The following is a 26888-nucleotide window of genomic DNA, read 5'->3' on the forward strand; positions in this document are numbered from 1 at the left end:
CTGCCCCAGGCGATGAAAGCCGTGGTCGGCAATAACTCCAGCTGGATGCACATGCTGGTGTGGATCGGCCTGTTCGGCCTGGTGGCGAGCTTCCACGGCATCATTCTGGGCTACTCGCGGCAGTTCTTCGCCCTGGCCCGGGCCGGTTATCTGCCACGCTCGCTGGCCAAACTGTCGCGTTTCCAGACCCCGCACCGAGCGATCCTGGCCGGCGGCGTGGTCGGCATCGCGGCGATCTACAGCGACGGCCTGGTCAACCTGCAAGGCATGAGCCTGACGGCGGCAATGATCACCATGTCGGTATTCGGCGCCATTGTGATGTACATCATCAGTATGCTGAGCCTGTTCAAACTGCGTAAAACCGAACCGAACCTGGAACGCAGCTTCCGCGCGCCGGGCTACCCGATCATCCCGGGGATCGCGCTGGTGCTGGCGGTGGTGTGCCTGATTGCGATGGCCTGGTTCAACACCCTGATCGGCCTGATTTTCCTCGGTTTCATGGCGGTGGGCTTCATCTACTTCCAGTTGACCGCCAGCCAGCGCTCGGACGCGCCGGCGGACGCTATGCTCACGGGTAACTGATTGCACCAGCGCGGGGCGTCAATCCGGGCGCTCCGCCCTGCAAAATTACGACGCCACCCCTGTGGCGAGGGGGCTTGCCCCCGTTGGGCCGCGAAGCGGCCCTGAAACCAGCGACTGCGCTGCATCAGGCAGAACGAACACTCAGCGTTTACGGCTGCTACGCAGCCGAGCGTGGCGGTGCGGCGTTCCGACAAACCCGCTCGCCACATTGGTTGTCTGCTGCCACAGAGACCGTTCAGACTCAGGAGGACACCGCCCCATGGCCACATTCGCCCATTCCGTCGGCGCCCAGACCTATCGCTTCGACAGCCTCAAGGACGTCATGGCCAAGGCCAGCCCGGCCCGCTCCGGCGACTTCCTGGCGGGGGTCGCCGCCCTCAACGACGGCGAACGGGTCGCGGCGCAGATGGCCCTGGCCAATATTCCCCTCAAACATTTCCTCGAGGAAATGCTGATCCCCTACGAATCCGACGAAGTCACCCGGCTGATCGTCGACACCCACGACAAACAGGCTTTCGCCGTTGTCAGCCACCTGACCGTCGGCGGCCTGCGCGACTGGCTGCTCAGCGACGCCGCCGACGAACAGAGCCTGCGCGCCCTGGCCCCGGGCCTGACCCCGGAAATGGCCGCCGCCGTGTCGAAGATCATGCGCGTCCAGGACCTGGTGCTGGTGGCGCAAAAAATCCGCGTGGTGACCAAATTCCGCGGCACCCTGGGCCTGCGCGGCCGCCTGTCGACCCGCCTGCAACCCAACCACCCCACCGACGATCCGGCCGGCATTGCCGCCAGCGTTCTCGACGGCCTGCTCTACGGCAACGGCGACGCGATGATCGGCATCAACCCGGCCACCGACAGCCTGTCGTCGATCTGCGACCTGCTGAACATGCTCGACGCGGTGATCAAGCGTTACGAAATCCCCACCCAGGCCTGCGTGCTGACCCACGTCACCACCTCCATCGAGGCGATCAACCGCGGCGTGCCGCTGGACCTGGTATTCCAGTCGATTGCCGGCACCGAAGCGGCCAACGCCAGTTTCGGCATCAACCTGAGCGTCCTGCAGGAAGGCTACGACGCCGGCCTGAGCCTGAATCGCGGCACCCTCGGGCAAAACCTGATGTATTTCGAAACCGGCCAGGGCAGCGCCCTGTCGGCCAACGCCCACTTCGGCGTCGACCAACAGACCTGCGAAACCCGCGCCTACGCCGTGGCCCGGCATTTCAAACCCTTCCTGGTCAATACCGTGGTCGGCTTTATCGGCCCGGAATACCTCTACAACGGCAAGCAGATCATCCGCGCCGGCCTCGAAGACCACTTCTGCGGCAAGCTGCTGGGCGTGCCCATGGGCTGCGACATCTGTTACACCAACCACGCCGAAGCCGACCAGGACGATATGGACACCCTGCTGACCCTGCTGGGGGTGGCCGGGATCAACTTCATCATGGGCATTCCAGGCTCCGACGATATTATGCTCAACTACCAGACCACCTCGTTCCACGATGCCCTGTATGCCCGCCAGACCCTGGGCCTGAAGCCCGCGCCGGAGTTCGAACAATGGTTGGCGAAGATGGGCATCTTTACCCAGGCCGACGGCAAGGTGCATTTCGGCAACAGCTTGCCCCCGGCGTTTCGCCAGGCGCTGGCGCAGCTCGGATGAACGACATGGCCAAAGAAATCGACAACGACAATCCCTGGCTGCAACTGCGCCGCCTGACCCCGGCGCGTATCGCCTTGGGTCGCACCGGCACCAGCCTGCCCACCAGCGCGCAACTGGATTTCCAGTTCGCCCACGCCCAGGCCCGTGACGCCGTGCACCTGCCGTTCGACCACGCCGGCTTGAGTACCCAACTCGCCGAGCGCGGACGGGAAACGCTGCTGTTGCACAGCGCCGCCGATGACCGCCACAGCTACCTGCAGCGCCCGGACCTGGGCCGCAAGCTCAACGCCGCCTCGGCGCAATTACTCAAGGAGCATGCGGCTGCCCACCCGGGCGGAGTCGACCTGGCCATTATCGTCGCCGACGGCCTGTCGGCGCTGGCGGTGCATCGGCATACCCTGCCCTTCCTCACCCGCCTGGAGGAACAGATCCAGGCCGAAGGCTGGTCGACCTCACCAGTGATCCTGGTAGAACAGGGGCGAGTCGCGGTGGCCGACGAAATCGGCGAATTGCTCGGGGCAAAAATGACCGTGATCCTGATCGGCGAACGCCCCGGCCTGAGTTCGCCGGACAGCCTGGGTTTGTATTTCACCTATAATCCAAAAGTCGGCCTGACCGACGCCTACCGCAACTGCATCTCCAACGTGCGCCTGGAGGGCATGAGCTACGGCATGGCCGCGCACAAACTGCTGTACCTGATGAAAGAAGCCTGCCGCCGACAATTATCGGGGGTCAATCTCAAGGACGAGGCTCAAGTGCAAACGCTGGAGAGTGAATCGGATGTCCATTCGAACGGCAACTTCCTACTGGGCCCGCCCCAAGATTGACCGTCATCCGGATTGCGCTTTTCCCGCGCTTTGGGCAGCATCGACGCTGCGGCTGCCCGAGTGAACCGTTTGCCGTCATATCCACGAAGTTGAGGCCTGATCTATGCGGATTACTCAAGCGACCCTGGAACATCTGGACCTGCTGACGCCCCTGTTCGTCAAATACCGTGAATTCTACGGCGCCTTGCCCTTCCCTGATTCATCCCGCAACTTTCTGGAAAAACGCCTACGGCGCAAAGAGTCGGTGATTTACCTGGCCCTGGCGGACGATGACGACAAGAAACTGCTCGGTTTCTGCCAGTTGTACCCAAGCTTTTCTTCGCTCTCGCTCAAGCGGGTGTGGATCCTCAACGACATCTACGTTGCCGAGGACGCCCGGCGCCAGCTGGTGGCCGACAACCTGATGCGCACGGCGAAGAAAATGGCCCGTGAGACCCACGCCGTTCGTCTGCGCGTGTCCACCAGCAGCCACAATCTGGTGGCACAGAAAACCTACGAATCCATTGGTTTTCGCGAAGACAGCGAATTCAAGAACTACGTGTTGCCGATCGACGACAAATAACAGCCACACGCGCCCTGTAGGCGCAGGCTTGTCGGGACGCCGCACCGCAGCGATAGCGGTGGTGAACATCACATCGCGATCGCTGGCAATCGAGCATCGACCAGCGCTCTCGCAGATTTGCGCACAGCCTTCGCTCGACATCCCCCGCTACAAACTCAGCAGGCAGAAATCTTCCCAACTCTTATAATCCCGCTTTCCCACGGAATGTACGAAAAAACTACATTCTCTGTAGTTAACTGCGCATATCTATTTCCCTTGCACGGGTCCGCCGAGTCGGACCGTCCACACAGGTGCCACCCATGGATTTCAACCCGATCGACATAGTCCTGCATCTCGACGTCTACCTCGACATGCTGGTGAACAACTACGGGCCCTGGATCTACGCCATCCTGTTCCTGGTGATCTTCTGCGAAACCGGCCTGGTGGTGATGCCCTTCCTGCCGGGCGATTCGCTGCTGTTCATCGCCGGCGCGGTGGCCGCGGGCGGCGGCATGGACCCGGTACTACTGGCCGGCCTGCTGATGCTGGCAGCGATTCTCGGCGACAGCACCAACTACATCATCGGACGAACGGCGGGTGAGAAACTCTTCAGCAATCCGAATTCGAAGATCTTCCGCCGCGACTACCTGCAAAAGACCCACGACTTCTACGATCGCCATGGCGGCAAGACTGTGACCCTGGCGCGTTTCCTGCCGATCCTGCGGACTTTCGCACCGTTCGTCGCCGGCGTTGGCAAAATGCCTTATCCGCGCTTCTTCCTGTTCAGCCTCCTCGGCACCGTGCTCTGGGTCGGCGGCCTGGTCACCCTGGGTTATTTCTTCGGCAACGTACCGTTCATCAAGAAAAACCTGTCGCTGCTGGTGGTCGGCATCATCCTGCTGTCGCTGCTACCGATGATCATCGGCGTGGTCCGCAGCCGCTTCGGCAACGCCGCGTCCAAAGCCGGCACCCACTGATCCCGTGTGGTCGCTGAGTGCCTGGCGGCGCCGGCGAACCCTGGCCCGCCATCCGATTGCCGATGAAACCTGGCGACGGGTCCGCGAGCACCTGAGTTTCCTCGACGGCCTGAGCGCCGCCGAGGACCTTTGGCTGCGCGAACACAGCGTGCTGTTTCTCGATGACAAGCACCTGAGCGCCTTGCCGGGCGTGGAACTGGACCAGGAATGCCGCCTGCTGCTGGCGGCCCAGGCGCAACTGCCGCTGCTGCACCTGGGGGACTTGAACTGGTACCAGGGTTTCCATGAAATCGTCCTTTACCCGGACGACTTCCTCAGCCCCCAGCGCCATCGCGACGCCAGCGGCGTGGAACACGAGTGGGACGCCGAGCACAGTGGCGAAGCCTGGCAACAGGGCCCGATCATCCTCGCGTGGCCCGGGGTCCAAGCCAGCGGCGGCTGGGAAGGCTACAACCTGGTGATCCACGAACTGGCGCACAAGCTCGACATGCTCAGCGGCAGCGCCAACGGCCTGCCACCCTTGCACGGCGACATGCGCGTGGGCGACTGGGCCAAGGTCATGCAACACGCCTACGACGACCTCAATCGCCAGCTGGACCGCAACCCCGATGCCGACACCGCGATCGATCCTTATGCGGCGCAAAACCCGGCGGAATTCTTCGCGGTGACCAGCGAATATTTCTTCAGTGCCCCGGATATCCTGGCCACGGCCTACCCACAGGTGTACGAACAATTGCGCGCGTTCTACCGCCAGGACCCGCTGGCCCGGCTGCAGCATCTGCAAGCCCACGACCCGCGGTATCAGACTAAAGACTAACGCCGAAATCCCGGCCGCAGCCTTGCCCTTGTGGGAGCGAAGCTTGCCCGCGAAAGGGCCCTCAAGACCGCTAAAAGCTTCGCGGGCAAGCTCCGCTCCCACATGCTCCGCAGTCATTACCATCGCGTACAGGCTCGTTTCCCAGGATTCCGAGGCGCCTCCGCACGTCCCGTGACCCGTGGCAACGCCCCGGGAATATGCCTATAATCCCCGCCACTTTTTGGTCAAACCGGCCAAGTTTTCTGATCAACCAACGGGGGCATCGCCCAATGAGCTACAGCAAGATTCCGGCTGGCAAAGACCTGCCGAACGACATCTACGTCGCGATCGAGATTCCGGCCAACCACGCGCCGATCAAATACGAAATCGACAAAGACAGCGATTGCCTGTTCGTTGACCGTTTCATGGCCACCCCGATGTTCTACCCGGCCAACTACGGTTTCATCCCCAACACTCTGGCTGACGACGGCGACCCCCTCGACGTGCTGGTCGTGACCCCGTACCCGGTTGCGCCAGGCTCGGTCATCCGTGCCCGTCCGGTCGGCATCCTGCACATGACCGACGACGGCGGCGGCGACGCCAAGGTCCTCGCTGTGCCGCACGACAAGCTGTCCCAGCTGTACGTCGACGTGAAGGAATACACCGACCTGCCAGCGCTGCTGCTGGAGCAGATCAAGCACTTCTTCGAGAACTACAAGGATCTCGAAAAAGGCAAATGGGTGAAGATCGAAGGTTGGGGCGACGCCGAAGCCGCCCGTACCGAAATCATGAAGTCGGTCGCCGCTTACAAGGGCTGATCCGCCGCGCCCTGGCGCGAATTGAAGAACCCCGGCTTGCCGGGGTTTTTTGTGCCCGTTTATCAATAAACAAACAAGAGTTTTAATGAATAAACACGACGACTCAGGCTCAGCTATTTGAGTGTAGGAATTCTGAACGAATCCAATCGTTTCGTGTGCTGGCAAGGAGAATTTTTGAACACCTCGTTTATTTAAACAGATGTAGCACGCCAGTAAACTCTGTGTTCATGAATACATCAGGCGATCGCTTAAGGGCCCTCCTGCGGGAGTGCCACCTATCTGCTTCGGACTTCGCTGCCAACCGGCAAGTGACACCGCAGCACGTCAACAACTGGTTCAAGCGCGGCATACCCATGGCGCGATTGGACGAGATAGCCGAGCTGTTGTGCGTCAATAGCCGCTGGCTGCGCACCGGCGACGGCCCCAAGCACCCCGGAAGCTCGGCCAACGAGGCACAGGATGAACACGAAGCGCTGCCCCTCCATGGCAAGGAGCCCTACTCGGCCCGCGACGAACTGGCAGCAACTGAACGCAACGACGTACAAGTGCCACTGTACAAGGAGACTCCAGCGGCTCCCGGATCGAACCTGACCCGGGTCGCGATCATCCCTGGGCGCAAGGTGCGCCTGCCCTATCGCATCCTGCAGGCCATGGGCGTCGAGCCGGAGCAGGCCATCTGCGCGCCCATGACTGGCAACAGCATGGCGGAAAAGATCCAGGACGGCTCCACCATCGCCGTCGACCGCAGCCTGACCCAGGTGGTGGACGGCGAGATGTACGCACTGGAACACGATGGCATGTTGCGGGTGAAGTATGTCTATCGCCTGCCGGCGGGGGCCTTGCGGCTACGCAGCCACAACAGTGCCGAGTACCCGGACGAAGTGTTCACTGCGGAGCAGATCGACGCACAGAACATCCGGATACTGGGTTGGGTGTTCTGGTGGTCGACGTTGAACAAGCGACGACCGCCGGTGCCCTCGAAATAGAGGACAAAATCCCCTCTTGCCTGAAAACGACAGCTCTGGCGTGTGGTTTTCGCTGGGAATCTGTCGTAAATGCCGGTATCCTGCGCGGCACATTTGGGCAGCGTCCTGCTTGCAGCAGGTCAGATTGCCCACGATGCGGCGCGAGACAACTGCGCGGTATCCCACAACCAGATTTGTTCTGGATGTACGTTTTGAAGGCGAGTGAGGCTTACCAAAAATAAGTCAAACCCGTCCCCGAGAAGCCGGCCACAAGCCGGCTTTTTAATGCCTTTTTGAAAACCACCCTCTTCTACTGAAAATCGCGAGAGACTTTATAGATCAAGGGTTTCAGCCTACTTTCTCTCCTGTGACTTCCGTTTTGATCCGAGGTGTTCCACGCGCAAGTGGGGGAACAAGTGGGGGAACAGAGGGCGAAAAAATGGGCAAACTGACCGCCAATCAAGTCAAAAATCTGGTTGAGGCTGGGACGTACGAAGACGGTGAAGGGCTTCGTCTTTTGGTGAAACCCTCAGGACGAAAAACCTGGGTACTCCGCTTCCAATTGAACGGCAAACGCAGGGAGATGGGTCTGGGGAGCTACCCTCAGCTCGACCTGAAAAAGGCCCGCGCAGCCGCCTATGAAAATAAAGTCCAGATTCTCAATGGCACTGACCCACTCGCAAAACGACAGGCTGAACAAGCCGCTCAGCGGGAAGCCGCACGCCGGGAGCTGGCGCAGCTGATTACCTTCGAGAAGCTGGCCGCTGACTACCGAGACGCCCATGGATCAAGCTGGTCGGAGAAATGGCGCAAGGGCTGGCTGAGGAAACTAGACTCTGCAGCCCTTGCATTATGCAGACTAGACGCCCTCCACAGCCCCACAAGTAAGCTATAAAAATCTGGCGCTCAGCGTTTATCGCAAGTGTCTTTTTTGTTCCTGAGAGCGCTGTTTTGGTTCCGCAATGCCAGCGATGTGACAGGCTCAGCCGAAGCGGCTAAGGCCAGGGCCCACTTCAAAAAGGTGGACAGCATCGCCCTAAGCATTGGGATCGGAAAGGTGTGCTGGCCGGACGCTTACCAAAGAAAACCATCCCACTGAGCGGCATCGACGATCGTGTCCCGGGAAGTGGTGTAACTGAACCAACCGAAGGCGCCCTGCGGGCGAAAGAGGTTGGTCATCGTGGTTTTTGGCTAACGTTGAGTTTGCGAAGACCTAACGAACACCAGGAAAACCACGATGACCAAGTCCACTATCGCATTGACCGAGCTGGTTGAGAAAGGGGCAGACGCCGATCTGCTCAAGCAAATGATTCAGTTCGTTGCCCAACGCATGATGGAACTCGATGTCGAAGGCCTCTGCGGCGCCGGCTTCGACGTCAAAAGCCCAGACCGGGTGAACAGCCGCAACGGCTACCGGGATCGCCTGTGGCAAACCCGCGCCGGAGACGTCGACCTGAAGATCCCCAAGCTGCGCCAAGGCAGCTATTTCCCTGGCTTCCTTGAACCTCGGCGCACCGCCGAGAAAGCCATGGCCGCAGTGATTCAGGAAGCCTATATCCAGGGTGTTTCAACTCGCTCCGTAGACGAGTTGGTCAAGGCCATGGGCATGACCGGCATCTCCAAGAGCCAGGTCTCGCGACTGGCCGGCGAGATCGACGAGCGTGTCAACGCGTTCCTGGATCGCCCGCTTGAAGGTGACTGGCCCTACCTCTGGATAGATGCCACCTACGTCAAAGTACGGGAGGCCGGGCGTATTGTGTCGGTCGCCGTCATAATCGCCGTGGCGGTGAACACCAATGGTGGCCGGGAAATCCTCGGCATGCGCGTCGGTCCCTCGGAAGCAGAGCCGTTCTGGACGGACTTCCTGCGAAGCCTGATGCGACGCGGCTTGCGTGGTGTAAAGCTGGTGATCTCTGATGCCCACGAAGGGCTCAAGGCTGCCGTTTCCAAAGTCTTCCACGCGACCTGGCAACGCTGCCGGGTACACTTCATGCGCAACGCCATGGCCCATGTCGGCAAGGGCCAGCGCACGATGGTGGCGGCCTTGCTGCGCACGGTGTTCGCCCAGGACAGCCGAACAGAATGCCATCAGCAATGGCGCCTGGTAGCGGATCAGTTACGGGAAAAGTACCCCAAGATCGCCGTGCTCATGGACGGCTGCGAGGATGAAGTGCTGGCCCACATGGCTTTCCCCAAGGCACACCGGCAGCAGCTGCACAGCACCAACCCGCTGGAACGGCTCAACGCCGAGATCAAGCGCCGAACCGAAGTCGTAGGGATCTTCCCAAACGACCCGGCGATCACCCGGCTGGTCGGGGCGATGCTGCTGGAGCAGAACGACGAGTGGTGCCTGCAACGGCGCTATATGCAGTTGGAGGCTTTCGAGGCGGTCAGCGATAATCCGCAGGCCAAGCTGTCGGCCGTGATCAACTAAACGGCAAACTCAGTGGCCAGAGCCATGATGAGTTACACCACTTCCTGGGACACGATCGCATCGACCAGCGTGAGCAGTTAATACTCACACTGGCGGCCCGGTCTTTTCCTTTTGTCAGACGCCGATAACGATCAAGCCAACCCGAAGTATCGCTCGAAAAACGCAGCGAACTTGTCCAGCACCGTCTGCTTCTTCATCGAATGGTTGTTGTTTTTAGAGAACCTTGACGCGGGCGGAAGAATCTTCGTGATGGCAGTGCCAGTGGTTGGTATCGCACCGTCGCGGAAGGCATTGTCGATGAATGTTTGGGTTTCGTCGGCGTTCAAATTTTCATCGATGATGATCTGCTCCAACTCCTCGGCCTTACGTGCAGCAACGAACGATAGCCATTCCTCATCCACCTTGACCTTAGTTGAAATGGAATCAACAAACTGCACGATGAGGTCTTTCTTGTTCCGCAGGGACGGACTGGCGTTGATCGCACGCTCTATAGTCGCGCGGATTTCCTTGTCCGCACCAGTTCCTTTCGCTTTCAGGTACTTCTCGACCAGCATCAGGATGTAGTCGACGTTGATCTCAACCTGCTTGATGAGCTCAATCTCAAATACCACGTCGTCATTGATGCTTTCCTTCTCCGCTTCGGACGTGCTGCGGAACTCGGCATACAGATTCAGGTATACGCTCTGGTAGTCTTGGAAGTCTCGCTCACTGAGAATCTCGTCGCCCGCGAAATCGTCGAAGGCAGTGAGGATGTTCTTGAGCCGCAGGATGGCGCCAAACAACTTGATAAACGCTTTTTGCGCCGCCTCACCAATGATTGCCTTACCAAGCGGAAACAACTCAGCCAGTTCCGCAACTTTTTCCTGATATTCCGCATAGTACTCCGAATAGGGCTTAAGCAGCACAATGCCTTTGGCATCCTTGTTGCCAAATAGGGCGAGGGCATCATTAGTTTCTTGTTCTAGATTGCGAAAGGAAACGATGTTGCCGTAGGTTTTGACCGAATTCAGGATGCGGTTGGTACGCGAATAGGCTTGAATCAGCCCATGCGCTTTTAAGTTTTTGTCCACCCACAGGGTGTTGAGTGTGGTGGCATCGAAGCCGGTCAAGAACATATTGACCACAATCACCAGATCCAACTCACGCGTTTTTAGACGCTGCGACAGATCCTTGTAGTAGTTCTGGAACTTATCGGCAGAGGTATCGAAGCTGGTGCCGAACATAGCGTTGTAGTCGACAATGGCAGCATCCAAAAAGTCGCGCGAGCTCTGATCCAGCCCCTCAGTTTCAAACCCCTCTTCGCCCAACAGCCCGTCGGCCGCTTCCTCGTTAGCGGCAAAGCTATAAATCAGGCCAATCTTAAGCCGTCGCGCTGGCAGTAAATCTTGCTGCAGCTTCGTGAATGTGGAGTAGTAGCGTTTAGCGGCATCGATGGAGGCTGTCGCGAATAGCGAGTTGAATCCAGCTAGACGTTTGCCTGCGTGACGGTAGCTGGCATTACGCTTGGTCTTTTGATCAAAATGCTCGTGAATGTAGCCCACGATCTGCGCAATCCGCTCCGGCGCCAGCAGCGCCTGCTCGGTATCGATAGCTGATACCTTCTTGTCCTTAATGCCGGACGATGCCTTGATGGTATTGATGTAATCGACACGAAACGGCAGCACGTTCTTGTCGCTGATAGCATCGACAATGGTGTAGGTGTGCAGCTTATCGCCAAAAGCCTGCTCTGTAGTACGGCGCAGCGGGTTGCCACTGCTGCCCGCATTGTCGGCAAAGATCGGTGTACCAGTGAAGCCAAACAGATGGTAGCGCTTGAATACCCGGATGATATCGGCATGCATGTCACCGAACTGACTTCGATGACATTCATCGAAAATCACGACCACCTGCGCGTCATAGACTAGGTGCTTCTTATTCTTTACCACGAAGCGGCTGAGCTTCTGGATGGTAGTGATGATGATGCGAGCGCTGGGGTCTTCCAACTGCTTCTGCAGTACCGCCGTCGAGGTATTGGAGTTGGCGGCACCTTTCTCGAAGCGCTCGTACTCGCGCATAGTCTGGTAATCCAGGTCCTTACGGTCCACCACGAACAACACCTTGTCTATGTCAGGTAGGTTGCGCGCCAGTTGTGCCGCCTTGAAGCTGGTAAGCGTCTTGCCGCTGCCTGTGGTGTGCCAGATGTAGCCCCCGGCTGCGGCAGTGCCCAGCTGCCGTTGATTGGTAGACGTGGCAATGCGCAGTAGGATGCACTCTGTTGCAACGATCTGGTACGGGCGCATCACCAGCAGCTTGCGATCCACATCAAACACGCAATAGCGGGTCAGGATATTTAGCAGCGAGTGCCGAGCGAAAAAGGTCTTAGTGAACCCAGCCAACTCGGTGATGGGTTGGTTTTTCGCATCAGCCCACCAACTGGTAAAAGCAAAGCTATTGGAGGTCTTTTGCCGCGAACGCTTGCCTTTCTGTTCCGCCAGGTGGCCGTCGCGCACCGTGTTGCTGTAGTACTTGGTCAACGTGCCATTGCTGATTACGAACAACTGCACATATTCAAACAACCCGCAACCGGCCCAGAAGCTGTCGCGTTGGTAGCGATTGATCTGATTGAAGGCCTCACGGATATCCACACCCCGGCGCTTGAGTTCTACATGCACCATCGGTAGGCCGTTGACCAACACAGTCACATCATAACGATTAGCGTGAGCGCCGCCTTTGTTGGTGCCATTAGCTTGAGGCACTTCGTACTGATTGGTGACTTGCAGACTGTTGTTGTGGATGTTCTGCTTGTCGACCAAGTAAATATTCTTGCTGCTGCCATCTTCGCGCTTGAGTACCTGCACATGATCCTCTTGAATACGTGCGGTCTTCTCTATGATGCCATCGTTGGTGCTAGCAATGCAGGTGCTAAAGAAGTGCTCCCACTCGCCATCGCTAAACTCGATCTTGTTGAGTCTCTCCAATTGTAGACGCAGGTTCGCGATCAGCATGGCCTCGCTGGTGAGTGGCAGATACTCGTAAGCCTGCACCTGCAGTTGCTCGATGAAAGACTTTTCCAGCCCGGCCTCGCTTTGGTAACCCGACTCCCCTACACCCTGGAAGTCAGGTACGAACTCGGCAACAACAGTGCTTTCACTGGACAGAACAATCGGCGCGTATCGGTAAGGCTTGTGGTCTTCGCTCATGCAACCTCCCTGAAAGTCAGCAACCGGTCACGGTAGTGGACGTACTGCTGGCGACGGGTCTTAAGTTCGGCTGGCAAGCCAATAGACAGATCGCTTACCAGCGCTTCAAACTTATCGAGGATAGCGACGATGCGCGCCTGCTCCTCGGGTGGCGGGACGGGGATAGATAGCTTGCCAAGGCCTTCCTTGGAAAGCCGTTTGACCTTTGCCCGGGCCACAAACTTGTTCTTCTCCGTATGGAAAGCCGCGGTCTGGAAATAATGAGCGACAAACTTCGGATTCAACGAATGACGGAATGCGAAACAGTCGTCGTGAATGGCCACCTCACCCTTACCAAGCCATGCAACAGCTTTACCGACATCCTCGACCGTCTCCCCAACTCCGGCGATTACAAGATCACCAGGTTGTGCGAAACGTAAGGCAGTTACCATATCGGTACGCACATACGAGACCGTTGTCGTTGTCGCAGTGCCGTAATCTTTATAGATGTCCCCATAGTGGATACAGGCAACACCCGTAACATCGAAGTCATTCTTCGTGAAACGCCGTCCACGAAAGAACTCCCCGACCTCAGCCATCACGGCCCAGCGAACATCCTGATCACCGAACGCGAGCAACGCGTTGCGGTAGTAATCGTACTGCCGGCGCCGCGCCTCTAGCTCTGCTTCCAGCTCCAGCGACAGCTCCGCCTCCAACTTAGTGAAGGTGACAAGGATCTCCACAATCTCGCGCTGTACTTCGAGCGGTGGGACAGGAATGCGGTACTTCAAAATGGCTTCTTTACTTCCACGCGGCATCTTTGCTCCCTTGGCATGCTGCATGCTGTAGGTAAAGAAGTCGTCAGAAGAGAGCAGGCGATAAAGAAACTCTGGTAAAAGGTGCTGTCGATGCTCCTCGAGGATACGGACGACCAGTACATCGCCGCTGCAGCCGCCACTATTGTTTGCAAGCCAGATCTTCTTCAGATAAGGCCGAATGTTCCCCAAAAGGATATCGCCGACCTTATACTCTGAAAGACGCGCAGTATTGGGTTGATAGCTCGCGTCGGTTTTGCCAGCCGTATTTGACAGTAGATTGTCAACGCCAACGAATGTCGTCTCATCAAGTGAACTGGCATCGACACGCGTATCTGAGTAGGCAGCAACACACCCAAGCGAATTAAACTCGACCCCCTCCGGACACAACTCGGCAATCAGCTTATCAAGCCGACTCATACAGTCCCCCTTCCAGATCAGTCACAATCGCATCTATCGCGGTACGCAGTTCCTCCTGTCGAGCCACAATGCGGGCGATCTCAGCATTGAGTCTCTGAATGTCTACCCCTTCACGCATATCTCGCTCCTCAACATAGGAGGAAACGGCGATGTTGTACCCATTAACAGCGATGTCGGCGTTGCTGACTAGCCTGGCGAAGTGATCAATGCTCTCGCGGGCGGTGAAAGCGTCGAGGATCTTCTGTTGATGTGCGCTCAGCAGCTTGTTCTTGTTGCCACTGCGCACGAACTCGGCCGACGCATCGATAAATAGAGTGGCGTTGTCGCGCTTGGACTTCTTCAGCACAATGATGCAGGTCGCGATAGTAGTGCCGAAGAACAGGTCTGGTGGAAGCTGGATGACGGCATCGACGTAGTTGTTGTCGATCAGGTACTGGCGAATTTTCCGCTCCGCACCGCTCCGATAGAGCACGCCTGGGAACTCAACGATGGCCGCCGTGCCATTGACCGCTAGCCAGCTGAGAATGTGCAGGGTGAAGGCGAGGTCAGCCTTACTTTTGGGGGCCAGCACACCGGCGGGGGCGAAACGCGGATCATTGATTAGCAACGGGTTAGAGTCGCCGTCCCACTTGATTGAGTAAGGAGGGTTGGAAACGATGGCCTCGAAGGGTTCGTCATCCCAGTGTGCTGGATCGGTCAGAGTGTCGCCATGTGCAACGTTGAATTTCTCGTAGTTGATGTCGTGCAGGAACATATTGATCCGGCACAAGTTGTACGTGGTGAGATTAACCTCCTGCCCATAGAAGCCCTGGCGTACCTTGTCCGGCCCCAGCACTTTGGCGAACTTGAGCAACAACGAGCCGGAACCGCAAGCCGGGTCATAGACCTTGTTGACCTCGGTCTTGCCCACAACGGTAATGCGCGCCAGCAGCTCGGAGACCTCCTGCGGAGTGTAATACTCGCCACCGGACTTGCCGGCGGTGGAAGCATACATCTGCATCAGATATTCGTAGGCGTCGCCAAACAGATCGATAGTGTTGTCTGAGAAGCTGCCCAGCGGGAGGTCACCAATGGCATCTAGCAGCTTTACCAGTTTCTCATTGCGCCTGGGTACGGTTGGCCCAAGCTTGCCGCTATTCACATCGAGATCGTCGAATAGCCCCTTGAAGTCGTCCTCGCTATCGGCGCCGATGGCAGATGCCTCGATACCCTTGAACACCCGGGCCAATGTTTCGTTCAAGTTCTGGTCATCACGAGCCTTCTTTCGCACGTTAGCGAAAAGGTGAGAGGGCAGGATGTAGAAGCCCTTTTCCCTCACTGTTTCGATGAGCCCAAACCCGGCATCCGAGTCGCTGAGCGTGGCATAGTCAAAATCCGCATGACCCGCCCTGTGTTCTTGTACGTTGAGGTATGCGGTGAGGTTCTCTGAGATGAAGCGGTAGAACAACATACCAAGAACGTAGCTCTTGAAGTCCCAGCCGTCCACGCTACCACGCAAGTCATTGGCAATGCGCCAAATAGTCTTGTGCAGTTCGGTGCGCTCCGCTTCCTTATCGTTAATCATGCTCAAAATGTTCACTCTATGTATTGCAGTTTCCAGGAGGTGCGACAGACTTGTTCAACTGCCGCGCATCTCGGTTCCATTTCAGTCTGTAGCGCCATCAGCCGACGCGGTAGCCAGGCGCAATTACCGCATTTTTCACGCCGTAGATGGCTAAGGGATCCCTCAGCCACAACCGGTACTCGTGCCCGCGTAGGCTGTGATCGGGGGAACAGTCCACGCTCCATTTGCGCAGCACATATCCAACTGTGGCTGCCCGCAGCTTCATGCGTAGCACGCCGCCCTGCATGCAATAATCCATCTCGGAGATTTCCGGGTGCGGCTGATCCGGGTGCGGCACCAACTCAAGCTCTACGATCCGCGTCCACTGAATGTCCTGATCGCTCTGCTCATGAGGAGTAGGCGAGTCACCTTTGAGCAAACGCGGTCGTTTGATCCGCGTGATCACAAAGTCGCGAAACTCGCGGCTTTTGCGGTCAAAGGCGCGCACATGCCAGCGCAGGCCGGTATCGATGAGGGCAAAGGGCACAATCTCCCGCTTCGATTTACCGCTGGAAATCGAGTGATATTCGATAGCCAGGGGGCAGGCCTGGTGGATGGCGCGGGTCACGCTTGCCAACACATCCAGATCGGGATTCGTCAGCAGTGAAGAAATCTCACTGGGCACCCAGATTTTGAGGTGCAGTGGTTCGCCGTCGCCGAAAGCCTGGGTCAGCCAGGACATGACTCTTTCCGCCGGATAGTCGAATAGCGAACGGAAATCAGCACCCAGGACATAGGACTTGCCCCTGGAGTCATAGTCGATGTTGCCTGGGGCCAGCTCCCGGTAGAGCGCAAGATCCCGCGTGGCCGCAGCAGACTGGATGGCAAAGCGCTCCACCAGATCCTGCCGACGAATCTCCCCTAGGAAGCGCACACGCAGCTCAATAAAGGCCAGGCGATCACGCTGTGGCTGAGCTAACTCTGCAAGTGGGTTCAAAGTCGTCATACGAGTTAGCGAGGCCTGATACTAATAGTCTTGCAAAGTTTATGGCATGTTAAAAAATCCGTCCATGCTTGTATTTTACCTACACAGTGGTGATCATTTTGATCACCTAATAACAAGCAAAACGCCCCCCTTCCGCAAGTCAGCGCATTGCATCCAGTGTTGTGTCAAAGGTCAGTATGACCTTGCGAACTGTAAGGCTTCAGGCATTACGATCCTCATTACTTCGACGATGAATGAATGAGGGGAGAAGCTCTATCGAGGGTAAAGTGGTCAACAGGCTGCTGACTAAATTGACCATCACCTCATCGCTGAACCAGCCAATCTGACGAAGAATTTGAGCAATTGAAAACCAAAGTACCTAGTGTCGAACTAGATCTACCGTTCTACCTGCATGGGAGAACATGCGACATACTTTCAAAGAGCAGGGTCTCCTCATTTGTTTCCGCCGACCGCTCAATCCAAAAACGGGGGGGGGGAAACAAGAGCGAAAAAAGCCGGTCTTTGCCGGAAAAAATCAAATGAAAATCACCAAAAATGTGGGAAAAAAAATGGAGGAACTGGACATTTTATAAGAACCATAACTTATTGATATTCAAATGCTTAAATCAATAAAAAGCTAACCACAAGCCGGCTTTTTAATGCCTGTTTGAAAGGTATTCTTATCTTCTGAAAGCCGCCGCGGAGGCGTCATCACCTGCCAGTTCGCGCTCAATCTGCTCGATACTCGGCAAACGCACGCACGTACATCAAACGCCGCCGTTGGCGCGCTCATCACCCATCCTGCGCGGCATCAACGGGAATATCGAGGGTGAAGGTCGCCCCCTGTCCAACCCCGGCGCTGTGCACAGTCAAGCTGCCGCCCATTTCATGCGCGGCCAGCGCACAGCTGTGCAAGCCGAAACCGTGTCCGTTCTTGCGCGTGGTGAAACCATGCAAGAAAACGCAAGCCAGGTTCTCCGGAGTAATCCCGTCGCCGTTGTCTGCCACCGTGATACGCAATACTGGCCCGTCGGCGAGGACGGCGCCGAGCGTGATACTCGGGCTGCGATCAACCACGCCGTCCAATGCCTGCTTGGCGTTGCCGATCAGATTCACCAGAATCTGCAGTATCCGGTGCCGGTCCAGCGACAGCAGGGGCAAGTCGGCAACGTCCTTGACCACCGTCACCTCAGGGCGCGCCAGTGATCCGGCATTCATGCGCAAGGCATCATCGATTAATTCCTCGACCGGCACTGTCTCGACGACATTGACGTTACCGGCATGGGACTGCTGGGCAGCGACGATGCTCTTGATATGGTCGATGCCCTTGGTAAGCTGCCCCAGCTCTTCGATGATGCCCTGCTGCTCCGCCGCCACCACCACTGCCAGTCTGAGCAGGTATTCGGGCAGCATCTTTCCTTTCTGGTCGCTGGTGAGAAAATCGCTCAGATCATGGACGTGTTCGTTCATCAGATGAGCCACCTTGGTCAGTCCCAGCATCTTGGAGGCGCGCATCTGGCTACTGATCACATCGGCCGAGACATTCACGCTGTTGAGCACATTGCCGATGTTGTGCAGCACATTAGTGGCGATTTCGGCCATGCCAGCCTGACGGGATTTTGCATGCAGTTCGGTTTGTATCTGGCTCATGCGTATCGCCGCGCGTACACGAGCCTTGAGCTCCAGCGGCGAGAAGGGTTTGGCGATATAGTCGTCGGCGCCGCTCTCCAGCCCGGAGACGCTGGCCTCGCTGCCGCCGCGGGCGGTCAACAGGATCACGGGTAAATGGGCGAAACCGGCGTTGGACTTGATTCTGGCTGTCAGGCCAAAGCCGTCGAGCTCCGGCATCATCACATCCGAGACAACGACATCGATGGGGCGACGCTGCAGGACTGCCCAGGCCTGCTCTCCATCCGCCGCGGTGGCGACGACGTAGTCGTTGTGCAAGAGCTCACTGAGGTAGCTGAGCATTTCCGGACTGTCGTCTACCAGCAGTACTCTGGATCGCAAGGCCTGTTCCGCAGGCTGCTCGTCGCCCGCAGCGTCCGTCGAAGGTCGGTCGTTGCTACTGCCAGGGTGGCCATCATCGAAACGCAGGTGACGTTGCTCGGTAGCGCCTGTGGTGCGCGCTGACGATCGCTCGTGCACATTGCTGGCTTCGCCCGGCACGCTGTTTTGCTCCGCCCCCAGCGGAAGTCGAACAAAGAAGTGCGAACCCCGACCGGGCTCGCTGTTGACGCCGACTTCACCGCCCATCAATTCAACCAGATCCTTGACCAGGGCGAGACCGATGCCTGTGCCGCTGTAGTGGCGCGTGGCGGAGTTGTCGATCTGGGAAAACCGCTGGAACAGCAGCGGCAGTTGGTCAGGCGCAATGCCAATGCCCGAGTCCTGCACCGCAAGTTCAAAGCGCTCGCCATCGAGCGGAGTCGCTGTCAGGTGCACGGTGCCGCCAGCAGGCGTGAACTTGATGGCATTGCTCAGCAGATTGAGAAGAATCTTCTCGAAGTGCCGGGGGTCCAGGAACACCGTGCCGAGCGCGGGATCGACGTGCCAGGTCAAGGTGCAGCCTTTGCCCTCGGCCACCATGGCGGCATCGTCGGCCAGCACGCCAACCGTCTTGTTCAAGTCAACTGGTGCAGGAAACAGTTCAACCTTGCCCGCTTCGGCCTTGGAGAAGTCGAGAATGTCGTTCACTCGGTTCAGCAAGCGCAACGCGTTACGCTGGACGCGGTCGAGTTGCCCATGCCAGTCCGCCGGCGGGGCGCTCGCTGCCGTTAGCTGCTCCAGGGGGGCAAGAATAAGGGTCAGGGGGGTACGAAGTTCGTGGCTGACCGTGGCAACGAAATCGCTCTTTGCCTGGTTCGCCGCCTCGGCCTGGTTGCGCGCCTGAATGAGTTCGACGGCCTGCGCCTCCAGTACCTCGGTCTGCTGGTGCAGCGTGTCGGTCCGTTCGGCGACCATTCTCTCCAAAGAGGCCTGGACCTGCTGTCGTTCGGCCTCGGCTTCGGCCTCCAGCTCCCGGATACGCAAGGCATTCTCCTGGAACACCCGGACGGCGCGGGTCATGATCCCAATCTCGTCGCCGCGTTCGGCGCTGGTGATCTTGGCGTTCAGGTCGCCGGCCGCAAGCCGGCGCATGACCGAGGCCAGGACCACGATGGGCCGTGCGACAAACCGCGAGGTGCTCCAGGCAATGGCACCGGCCAGCAGGATAGCGACGGTGCCGGCGATCACCGTCGCCAACATGCCGCGATCATTGTGGACCACGGCGTCGGAACGAGCTTCGCCAGCGAAGCGCGCGACCAGTTGGCCGGCACTTCGTGCCTCGTTACGCACCTGATCGCGCGCGACGCTCAAAGAGTTGCTCGCCTGATGGAACTTGACGAATGCCGCCCGGTAGCCGGCAATCTGGTCGTAGACCGAGAGGGGCGCAGCTTGGGTTTGCAGTCCTCCGGGTGAGGGGAGAACGCGGGAGAGACGGGAGAGCTCATCAAGGAGGTTGCCGACGGAGCTGGCGACCTCGGCCGATGGCGACAGGCGGAACGACAGGGTCTGTGCCTCCAGGGTGGCGACGCGCTCGGCGAAACGCTTGGACAGCGCCGATGCATTGTGCAGCAAACCGGTTGCTGCCTGAATGTCGTTTTCGTCATGGGCCACGTGCTCACTCACTTCGCCCACCATTGCCTCGAGACGCTCGGCCGCATCCCCGACGGCGGCGAGATGCTGCAAGGCCTCGCTTCCCCGGAGCTTGGGCGCCTCGCCAAGGTGCTCGACCGCCAGCTTGGCCGCGGCGACCGCAGCGGCCATCTGGTCCAGGGTCTCGCCCGCCTGCGACGCGTCCATCACCTCGCGCAATTGCTCGACCACGGGCGGGAGCGCCGCGCAGGCGTTGCGCGCCACGCTGGCGGCGCCCTCATCACCGGTTGCCAACACCTTGGCCACATTGGCGATGACGATCCGTTCGCCATTGCGCAGGATATCCAGGATGCGATGGGCGCTTTCAATATTGCTCACCTGCGCCTGGTGGTCGGCGATGCGGGAGTCAAGCCCCTTCAGCCCATCGGCGATGCCCTGTTCGACAAGGATCGTCGCCTCTCGCATCCGGCCATAATGGACAGTCATATTCTCCGTTTCGCCATCCATGCTCAGGGTCGCCGCCCGCAAGGTGGCGATCGCCTCGGCAAGTCTCTCCAGACTACCCTTGAGCGATTCCGCCTCCGCCGCCGGAATCGTGGTGAGGCCGGCGATGGCGGTCGCCACCATGGCTTCGGCCTGGGACAGGCTTTCCTGGTCGCGGGTGGCGATAAAGTTTTCCACCCGCCCGGTGGCCGCGTTGACCGAGGCCAGGATCTCCGCGGAATGGCTGGCGGAATCCACCGCACGCTCCATGCCCCGCAACCCGTAGAGGTCCACCAGCGAGACGGTCAGCATCAGGAACACCAGTGCGGCGACCGCCAGCCCGATCCTGACGGCAATAGGCCTGTCCCTGGCGGGTTTGAATGCCAACATGGCGCCTCGCTCCCGACTACGGCTTCGCGGCCTTCGGCAGAGGCGTCGGCGTAGGGTTGATGGCGGCGTCGATCATCGCCACGACGGAGGCTTGGCTGTAGGAGGGATTGGCGGCGGCGCCCAGCGGCATGCTGGCAAGCCAGGTATCCAGGTCTTTTGCATCGATGCGTACCAGCGGCACCTCGACGAACTTCGGCACCTGCTTGCCCGCCAGAATCTGCTGAGCCACCCAGAAACCCACCTGGGAGACGCTCGGGGAGGCAGAAACCGAGACGGTCTCATAGCCGTTGGCATCGCGTTCCTGTTTCCACAGGGCGAGTTCGTCCTGACGGTTACCCATCACAATGATCGGCAAGGGGCGTCCCGCCGCCTTGAACGCCATGGCCGCGCCATAACCATCCCCACCCTGGGTAGCGACGGCATCGATGCCGGGCAACGACGGCAGCGCCAGCGCCACCTCCTTGCGCGCGACGGAAGCCGTCCAGTTCCCGTACACGGTCTTGGCGAACTTCAGGCCCGGGTAGTCACCAGCAGCCTTGTGAATACCGTCGCTGATGTTTTGATCGGTAGCATCGCCGGCAATGCCGCGGATCTCCAGCAGCGTACCGCTTCCCTTGAGGCGCTTGGCGATATAGTCCATTTCCACGCGGCCCATCGCGGACCAGTCGTAGTCCACCGTATAGGCACAGCGCTCGGTCACCAGACTGGCCATGACCACCACCACGATGCCAGCATTACAGGCATCCTGGATCACTCCGTTGAGGGCCGTGTCGGACGCGGCCAGGATGACGATGGCGTTGACGCCCTGGACGATCAGATCCTGGATATGCGCCGCCTGTTCCGACGCCGAGTTGTTGGCGCTGACCACCGGTGCCTCCTGGATCAAGCCATCCTTTTGCGCCTGGGCCGCAACCTCCTGCCAGTTGCGCACCATCACCTTGCGGAAATCGCTGCCCGCGTAAGAGTTGCTGAAGGCGATGCGCTTGCCGGCGGTGGGGCCATTGGCGATGCCGCCGTCAGCAGCCTGGGCCGTAATGGCGGCAACCATTGCCAGCGCGATCAGGCTGCCGACGAAGCGGTGCAAGATTTTGTCGATCGATTTAGCGCACATGCTGGCCGGATCCCGGGAGGAGCGATCAATAAAGGCAATGGGGTATAGAAACGCCCAATACATACGGACTCCTTCCTGGATGGCCGACAATTGGAAAAAGTGCGGTGTTTACATTAGCGCTGAGCATAGTCTCAACGCTTCCGCCGCGTTGGAAAAATGCGCGACCAGTTGTGCCCAAGGGCCTTGGCGGCATACCAGCGGCAGGCTTCGATATCGTGACCGATCTGCCAATAGGGCAGAACCAGCTCACGCTTCACCACCAGCGTTGCGCGCTGCTGCGCAGCGTGGATGCGTCTTTGAGATCGGCCAGCCACTCGCCACTATCGAATGCTTCAATCGCCAAGACATAGGTTTCTGGCACTCTTTCGAAGTCTGCAGGCTTAATGATTTCTGTGGTCGTATTGACTGCGACCACAAGACCATTGAACGTCTGCTCCATCGGCTCGGAAAGATGCCAAGATGCTCGCTCACGTGCCAAATCCCGCTTTCCAACTCGCGGTGTGCCCTGGCACCCACCGCCGCCGTCCCGGGCGATCCCCGGTCACCGGCTGAACTGGATTGCCTGAACATGACACTGCTGCACATCCCCACCCTGCTGCTGGTCTCGGTCTTCATCTTCTGCCTGATGGGGTTGCTGAGCCTGCACGCCTGGCTGCGCGAAACCCGTGAACGTTGCCTCGCCTACCTGGGCAGCATGATGTTGCTGGCGTCCCTCGGCATCCTGCTGGTGAGCTTGCGTGGCCTGGGCGTCGACTTTGTGCCGCTGGTGGTCGGCAACGTGGTGCTGTTGCTCAGCGCCGCCATGAACTGGACCGCCATGCGCGTGTTCGCCGGACGCCCGCCTTCAGTGCCGGGCATGCTCGCGGGCGCGGCGACCTGGCTGGCGCTGTGCCTGCTGCCAAGCTTCTTCGAATCGCTGCCATTGCGGGTCGCCGCCTACTCGGCGCTGGCAGCCGGCTATGGCGGGCTGACCCTGCTGGAGTTCTGGCGGAGCCGGCACAGCCTCGAAGCGTCCTATCTGCCCGCGCTGACCCTGACAGCGCTGAATACCCTGTTCTACTGCGTGCGGATCTTTACCGATACCGGCATCGGCCTGGAGCAGGCCAACGCGGGCAGCGGCAAAGGTGTGCCGTTCTTCTCCTTCATGTTGTTCGAATCCATGCTCTACATAGTCGGGATCGGCTACGTGACCCTGGCCATGGTCAAGGAGCGCGCCGAACGCCAGCTCAAGGCGGCGGCCTATAGCGACCCCCTGACCGGCATCGGCAACCGGCGGTCGTTCATGCTCAAGAGTGAAAAACTGCTGGCCGACTGCAAACGGCGCAAGACGGCGGCGGCGTTGCTGCTCTGCGACCTGGATCACTTCAAGCGCCTGAACGATACCTTCGGCCATGCGGTGGGCGACCAGGCGCTGATCGCCTTCGGCCGGGTAACGACACAGACCCTGCGCCCGGGGGATGTGTTCGGGCGCATTGGCGGCGAAGAGTTTGCCTGTGTGCTGGGCGACAGCGACGAGGCCAGCGCATTGGCAGTAGCGGAGCGGATTCGCGCCGCGTTTGCCGCACTGACGCTGCTGGAGCCCGGGTTTCTCAGTGTGAGTATCGGACTGGTGAGCACCGGGGAATCGGGGTACGAGCTTTCGCGGTTGCTGTCGGTGGCGGATACAGCGCTTTATGAGGCCAAGGGAAAAGGCCGCAATCGGGTGGAGGTGGCTTGCTAGCCGGACGTGCGTCCCTACGGAGATACCCGCAGCCACCGATCCCGCAGCGTAACCATCATCTGCCCACCCCCAGTGCCGGCCAGCAGGCAATCGGCAATCGCCGATTCCAGTTCGGGCTGTTCCAACGCGCAGACCTGCTGGATCGATGACATGCTTCAGCCCGCGGTCTTTTCTTTACCACCATGGGGCAATTGCCCCACCGGGCAATCCGCCACGCCCACCGCGCGCCGGGTGATGTTCTCCACATTTTCCCGGGCCTTCTGCGCATCCAGGACCCAGGTGCGGTAGAACTCGAACGGACAGTCGGCGATGCCCTTGTCGCCATCGCCGGAGTCGTAGATCCCGCTGTAGCCACGGTGCAGCAGCTTGAACAGATGGTTCTGCGACTGATCGTTGGCCCGCGCATCGCGGATCTGCGAGATCGATAGTTGCGCGTACTGGATGCCCATTTCCTCCTCGCCACATTCGCCCAGGGTCCGGCCATCGAAACCGATGATCGCCGAATGCCCGAAGTATGAATACACCCCGTCGAAACCGGCAGCATTGGCCACCGCAACGTAGCAGTTATTGGCCCAGGCCATGCTCTTGGACATCTGCACCTGCTGCTCTTTGGCCGGGTACATATAGCCCTGGCAGCGGACGATCAGTTCCGCGCCCTTCATCGCACAGTCGCGCCAGATCTCCGGGTAGTTGCCGTCATCGCAGATGATCAGGCTGATCTTCATGCCCTTGGGGCCGTCGCAGACATAGGTGCGATCGCCTGGGTACCAACCCTCGATGGGACACCAGGGAATGCACTTGCGATAGCGCTGGACGATCTGCCCCTGATTGTCGATCAGCACCAGGGTGTTGTAGGGCGCCTTGTGCGGATGCTCCTCGTGGCGCTCGCCGGTCAGGGAAAACACGCCCCAGGTATTGGCCTCGCGGCAGGCCGCGGAAAAGATCGCGGTTTCTTCGCCGGGAATCGTCGCGGCGGTGGCCATCATCTCGTCATGGTCATAGAGGATGCCCATGGTGCTGTACTCGGGGAACACCACCAGGTCCATGCCCGGCAGCCCCTGTTTCATGCCCTTGATCACCTCGGCGATCTTGCGGGCATTGTCGATGACCTCGGCCTTGCTGTGCAGGCGCGGCATCTTGTAGTTCACGACAGCAACACCGACGGTATCCGGGCTGCTGGAAATATCGCCATGGCGCATGGGGAAAACCTCGGTCAGTGACTGATCATCCAGGGCCGTGGCCCGGTCTTGCTCTTGAGTCCCAGTGGATTGGCCTTGCTCGGCACCACCGGCTTGCTCGGCGCGCAGCAACCGCAGCCCTTGGGATGGCGGCGCTGCTGGTACTCGGCGACGGTCTGCGGCGCGTGGGCGCTGCGCTCGTTGGTGGCGATGGCCTGGCGCTGGCTGCCCGACAGGCAGTTCAAGGCCGGTGCCGACAGCTGCAAGCCACCACCCGTGCCGCCGCAATAGGGACACTGGCAGGGATCATGGCGCTGGTTCATCGGCCGCAGCATGCTGAAGGTGCCGCAGGCCTGGCATTGGTATTCGTAAGTTGGCATGGTCCGTCCTCCCGGCGTGTTGAGGGCGCCTTACAGATCGTGGGCGATGGGCAGGTCGATGCGGCCGTCCAGGTGTTTGATCGGACCGCTGGCGTTGGGGTTGATATCGAAGTCGAAGATCTCGGTCGGTAGCCACAAGGTCGCACAGGCGTTGGGGATATCCACCACGCCGCTGATATGGCCCTGCACCGGCGCCGAGCCCAGCAAGGCATACCCCTGGGCCGGGGAGTAGCCGAACTTGGTCAGGTAGTTGATCGCGTTGAGACAGGCCTGGCGGTAGGCGACGTTGACGTCCAGGTAGTGTTGCTGGCCACTCTCGTCCACCGAGATGCCTTCGAAGATCAGGTAGTTCTTGTAATTCGGGGTGATCGGGCTGGGCTTGAACACCGGGTTCTTGATCCCGTACTTGGCCATGCCGCCCTTGATCAGCTCGACTTTCATGTGCACCCAGCCGGCCATCTCGATGGCGCCGCAAAAGGTGATCTCGCCGTCGCCCTGGCTGAAGTGCAGATCGCCCACCGACAGGCCGGCGCCATTGACGTAGACCGGGAAGAAAATCTTCGAACCGCGGGACAGATCCTTGATATCGCAGTTACCGCCATGCTCGCGCGGCGGCACGGTGCGGGCGCCGGTGGCGGCGGCATCATCACGGGCCTGGCCCTTGAGTTTGCCCATATGCGCGGTGGCCGCCAGTGGCGCGTTGGCCAGGGGCGGTACGCGGGTCGGGTTGGTGTCGATCAGTTCCTGCTCGCGACGGTTCCAGTCGGCGAGCATCACCGGGTCAGGCAGGCAACCGATCAGGCCGGGGTGGATCAAGCCGGCGAAGTTGACCCCGGGGATATGCCGCGAGCTGGTGAACATGCCTTTGAAATCCCAGATGGCTTTCTGCGCGCTGGGGAAATGCTCGGTGAGAAAGCCGCCGCCGTTCTGCCGCGAGAAGAAACCGTTGAAGCCCCACTGCGAGTCGGCCTTGGCACCGATGTCCAGCAGGTCGACTACCAGCAGGTCACCGGGTTCGGCGCCGTGTACGCCCACCGGGCCGGAGAGGTAGTGGACGGTGGAGAGGTCGATATCGCGCACGTCGGAAGCGTCATCGTTGTTCTTGATCGCCCCGGCGGTCCAGTCGTAGGTTTCGAGGATGAAGTCATCCCCCGGCTTGACCCAGCAGGCCATCGGGATATCCGGATGCCAGCGGTTGTGGATCTGCTCGTTCTCGGTGGCGGGCTGGTTGAGGTCGACTTTGATCAAGGTATCGGTCATGGCAAAGCTCCTGGACAGTAGGGATGTACAGCGTTGCTGGCAGTCTCGAATGGCGGCGCGAATCGGCCAATACGTCGGATGACGTAGCTCCCTTTTGCAGAAGCCCGGCTTGCCGGTCCCCACAATGTTTGTGTCGAGCCGAGAGCCGGCATGCGCCTGAAATCTGTGGGAGCGGTGCTTGTCGGATCGCCGCACCGCCGCGAAGCTTTTGG

The 26888-nt window shown here is 59.4% G+C and carries 21 protein-coding genes; 11 read left to right on the forward strand and 10 right to left on the reverse strand.

Going from position 1 to position 26888, the window contains the following annotated elements:
- From M5B99_RS19055 to M5B99_RS19100, 10 genes are all read left to right on the forward strand, one after another.
- The coding region (locus M5B99_RS19055) for an amino acid permease (RefSeq protein WP_248805490.1) at positions 1-582 on the forward strand (582 nt) is incomplete at its 5' end.
- Between the two features lie 259 nt (positions 583-841).
- On the forward strand, positions 842-2236 hold the full coding sequence (locus tag M5B99_RS19060; RefSeq protein ID WP_248805491.1) for an ethanolamine ammonia-lyase subunit EutB: 1395 nt from the start codon (positions 842-844) through the stop codon (positions 2234-2236).
- Complete coding sequence (gene eutC, locus M5B99_RS19065; RefSeq protein ID WP_248805492.1) at positions 2233-3063, forward strand: ethanolamine ammonia-lyase subunit EutC; 831 nt, start codon at positions 2233-2235, stop codon at positions 3061-3063. Before M5B99_RS19060 ends, eutC begins: the two co-directional genes overlap by 4 nt.
- A 103-nt stretch (positions 3064-3166) precedes the next feature.
- A complete protein-coding gene (locus tag M5B99_RS19070) occupies positions 3167-3625 on the forward strand; it encodes a GNAT family N-acetyltransferase (RefSeq protein ID WP_248805493.1) in 459 nt (152 codons plus the stop codon).
- 299 nt (positions 3626-3924) lie between these two features.
- Positions 3925-4581, forward strand: coding sequence for a DedA family protein (locus tag M5B99_RS19075; RefSeq protein WP_248805494.1), 657 nt, complete (start codon positions 3925-3927; stop codon positions 4579-4581).
- Positions 4582-4585: 4 nt separating this feature from the next.
- Positions 4586-5398 carry a zinc-dependent peptidase gene (locus M5B99_RS19080; RefSeq protein ID WP_248805495.1) on the forward strand — a complete coding sequence of 271 codons (813 nt, stop codon included), beginning with the start codon at positions 4586-4588 and terminating at the stop codon, positions 5396-5398.
- 269 nt (positions 5399-5667) lie between these two features.
- Positions 5668-6195, forward strand: a complete 528-nt coding sequence (ppa, locus tag M5B99_RS19085; protein WP_248805496.1) for an inorganic diphosphatase — start codon at positions 5668-5670, stop codon at positions 6193-6195.
- A gap of 227 nt (positions 6196-6422) precedes the next feature.
- Positions 6423-7181, forward strand: coding sequence for a helix-turn-helix transcriptional regulator (locus M5B99_RS19090; protein WP_248805497.1), 759 nt, complete (start codon positions 6423-6425; stop codon positions 7179-7181).
- Between the two features lie 418 nt (positions 7182-7599).
- On the forward strand, positions 7600-8055 hold the full coding sequence (locus M5B99_RS19095) for an Arm DNA-binding domain-containing protein (RefSeq protein ID WP_248805498.1): 456 nt from the start codon (positions 7600-7602) through the stop codon (positions 8053-8055).
- Between the two features lie 342 nt (positions 8056-8397).
- The gene (locus M5B99_RS19100; protein ID WP_248805499.1) at positions 8398-9594 is read left to right on the forward strand and encodes an IS256 family transposase; all 1197 of its coding nucleotides are present in this window, start codon (positions 8398-8400) and stop codon (positions 9592-9594) included.
- Positions 9595-9725: 131 nt separating this feature from the next.
- Here the strand turns inward: M5B99_RS19100 and M5B99_RS19105 are convergent, their stop codons facing one another.
- From M5B99_RS19105 to M5B99_RS19135, 7 genes are all read right to left on the reverse strand, one after another.
- On the reverse strand, positions 9726-12773 hold the full coding sequence (locus M5B99_RS19105) for a type I restriction endonuclease subunit R (protein ID WP_248805500.1): 3048 nt from the start codon (positions 12771-12773) through the stop codon (positions 9726-9728).
- Entirely contained in the window at positions 12770-13987 is a 1218-nt protein-coding gene (locus M5B99_RS19110) for a restriction endonuclease subunit S (protein WP_248805501.1), read from the reverse strand. Before M5B99_RS19110 ends, M5B99_RS19105 begins: the two co-directional genes overlap by 4 nt.
- On the reverse strand, positions 13974-15551 hold the full coding sequence (locus M5B99_RS19115; protein ID WP_248805502.1) for a type I restriction-modification system subunit M: 1578 nt from the start codon (positions 15549-15551) through the stop codon (positions 13974-13976). Before M5B99_RS19115 ends, M5B99_RS19110 begins: the two co-directional genes overlap by 14 nt.
- Positions 15552-15648: 97 nt before the next feature.
- On the reverse strand, positions 15649-16536 hold the full coding sequence (locus M5B99_RS19120; protein WP_248805503.1) for a WYL domain-containing protein: 888 nt from the start codon (positions 16534-16536) through the stop codon (positions 15649-15651).
- Between the two features lie 771 nt (positions 16537-17307).
- Positions 17308-21027 (reverse strand): ATP-binding protein, encoded by a 3720-nt coding sequence (locus M5B99_RS19125; protein ID WP_248805504.1) that lies wholly within the window; start codon positions 21025-21027, stop codon positions 17308-17310.
- Between the two features lie 16 nt (positions 21028-21043).
- Positions 21044-22138, reverse strand: coding sequence for an ABC transporter substrate-binding protein (locus M5B99_RS19130; protein ID WP_248805550.1), 1095 nt, complete (start codon positions 22136-22138; stop codon positions 21044-21046).
- Positions 22139-22391: 253 nt separating this feature from the next.
- A complete protein-coding gene (locus M5B99_RS19135; RefSeq protein WP_248805552.1) occupies positions 22392-22616 on the reverse strand; it encodes a hypothetical protein in 225 nt (74 codons plus the stop codon).
- 90 nt (positions 22617-22706) lie between these two features.
- On the opposite strand from M5B99_RS19135, the gene M5B99_RS19140 reads away from it, so the two are divergent.
- The gene (locus M5B99_RS19140; protein ID WP_248805505.1) at positions 22707-23858 is read left to right on the forward strand and encodes a GGDEF domain-containing protein; all 1152 of its coding nucleotides are present in this window, start codon (positions 22707-22709) and stop codon (positions 23856-23858) included.
- 155 nt (positions 23859-24013) lie between these two features.
- Here the strand turns inward: M5B99_RS19140 and M5B99_RS19145 are convergent, their stop codons facing one another.
- From M5B99_RS19145 to fmdA, 3 genes are read right to left on the reverse strand one after another with little or no spacing between them, the layout of a single operon-like run.
- Complete coding sequence (locus M5B99_RS19145; protein WP_248805506.1) at positions 24014-25057, reverse strand: aliphatic amidase; 1044 nt, start codon at positions 25055-25057, stop codon at positions 24014-24016.
- Between the two features lie 14 nt (positions 25058-25071).
- The gene (locus M5B99_RS19150; protein ID WP_248805507.1) at positions 25072-25416 is read right to left on the reverse strand and encodes an FmdB family zinc ribbon protein; all 345 of its coding nucleotides are present in this window, start codon (positions 25414-25416) and stop codon (positions 25072-25074) included.
- 30 nt (positions 25417-25446) lie between these two features.
- Positions 25447-26676, reverse strand: a complete 1230-nt coding sequence (gene fmdA / locus M5B99_RS19155; RefSeq protein WP_248805508.1) for a formamidase — start codon at positions 26674-26676, stop codon at positions 25447-25449.
- Positions 26677-26888: the final 212 nt, after the last annotated feature.

This window comes from Pseudomonas sp. MWU13-2100, from assembly GCF_023242365.1.
Taxonomy (GTDB): Bacteria; Pseudomonadota; Gammaproteobacteria; order Pseudomonadales; family Pseudomonadaceae; genus Aquipseudomonas.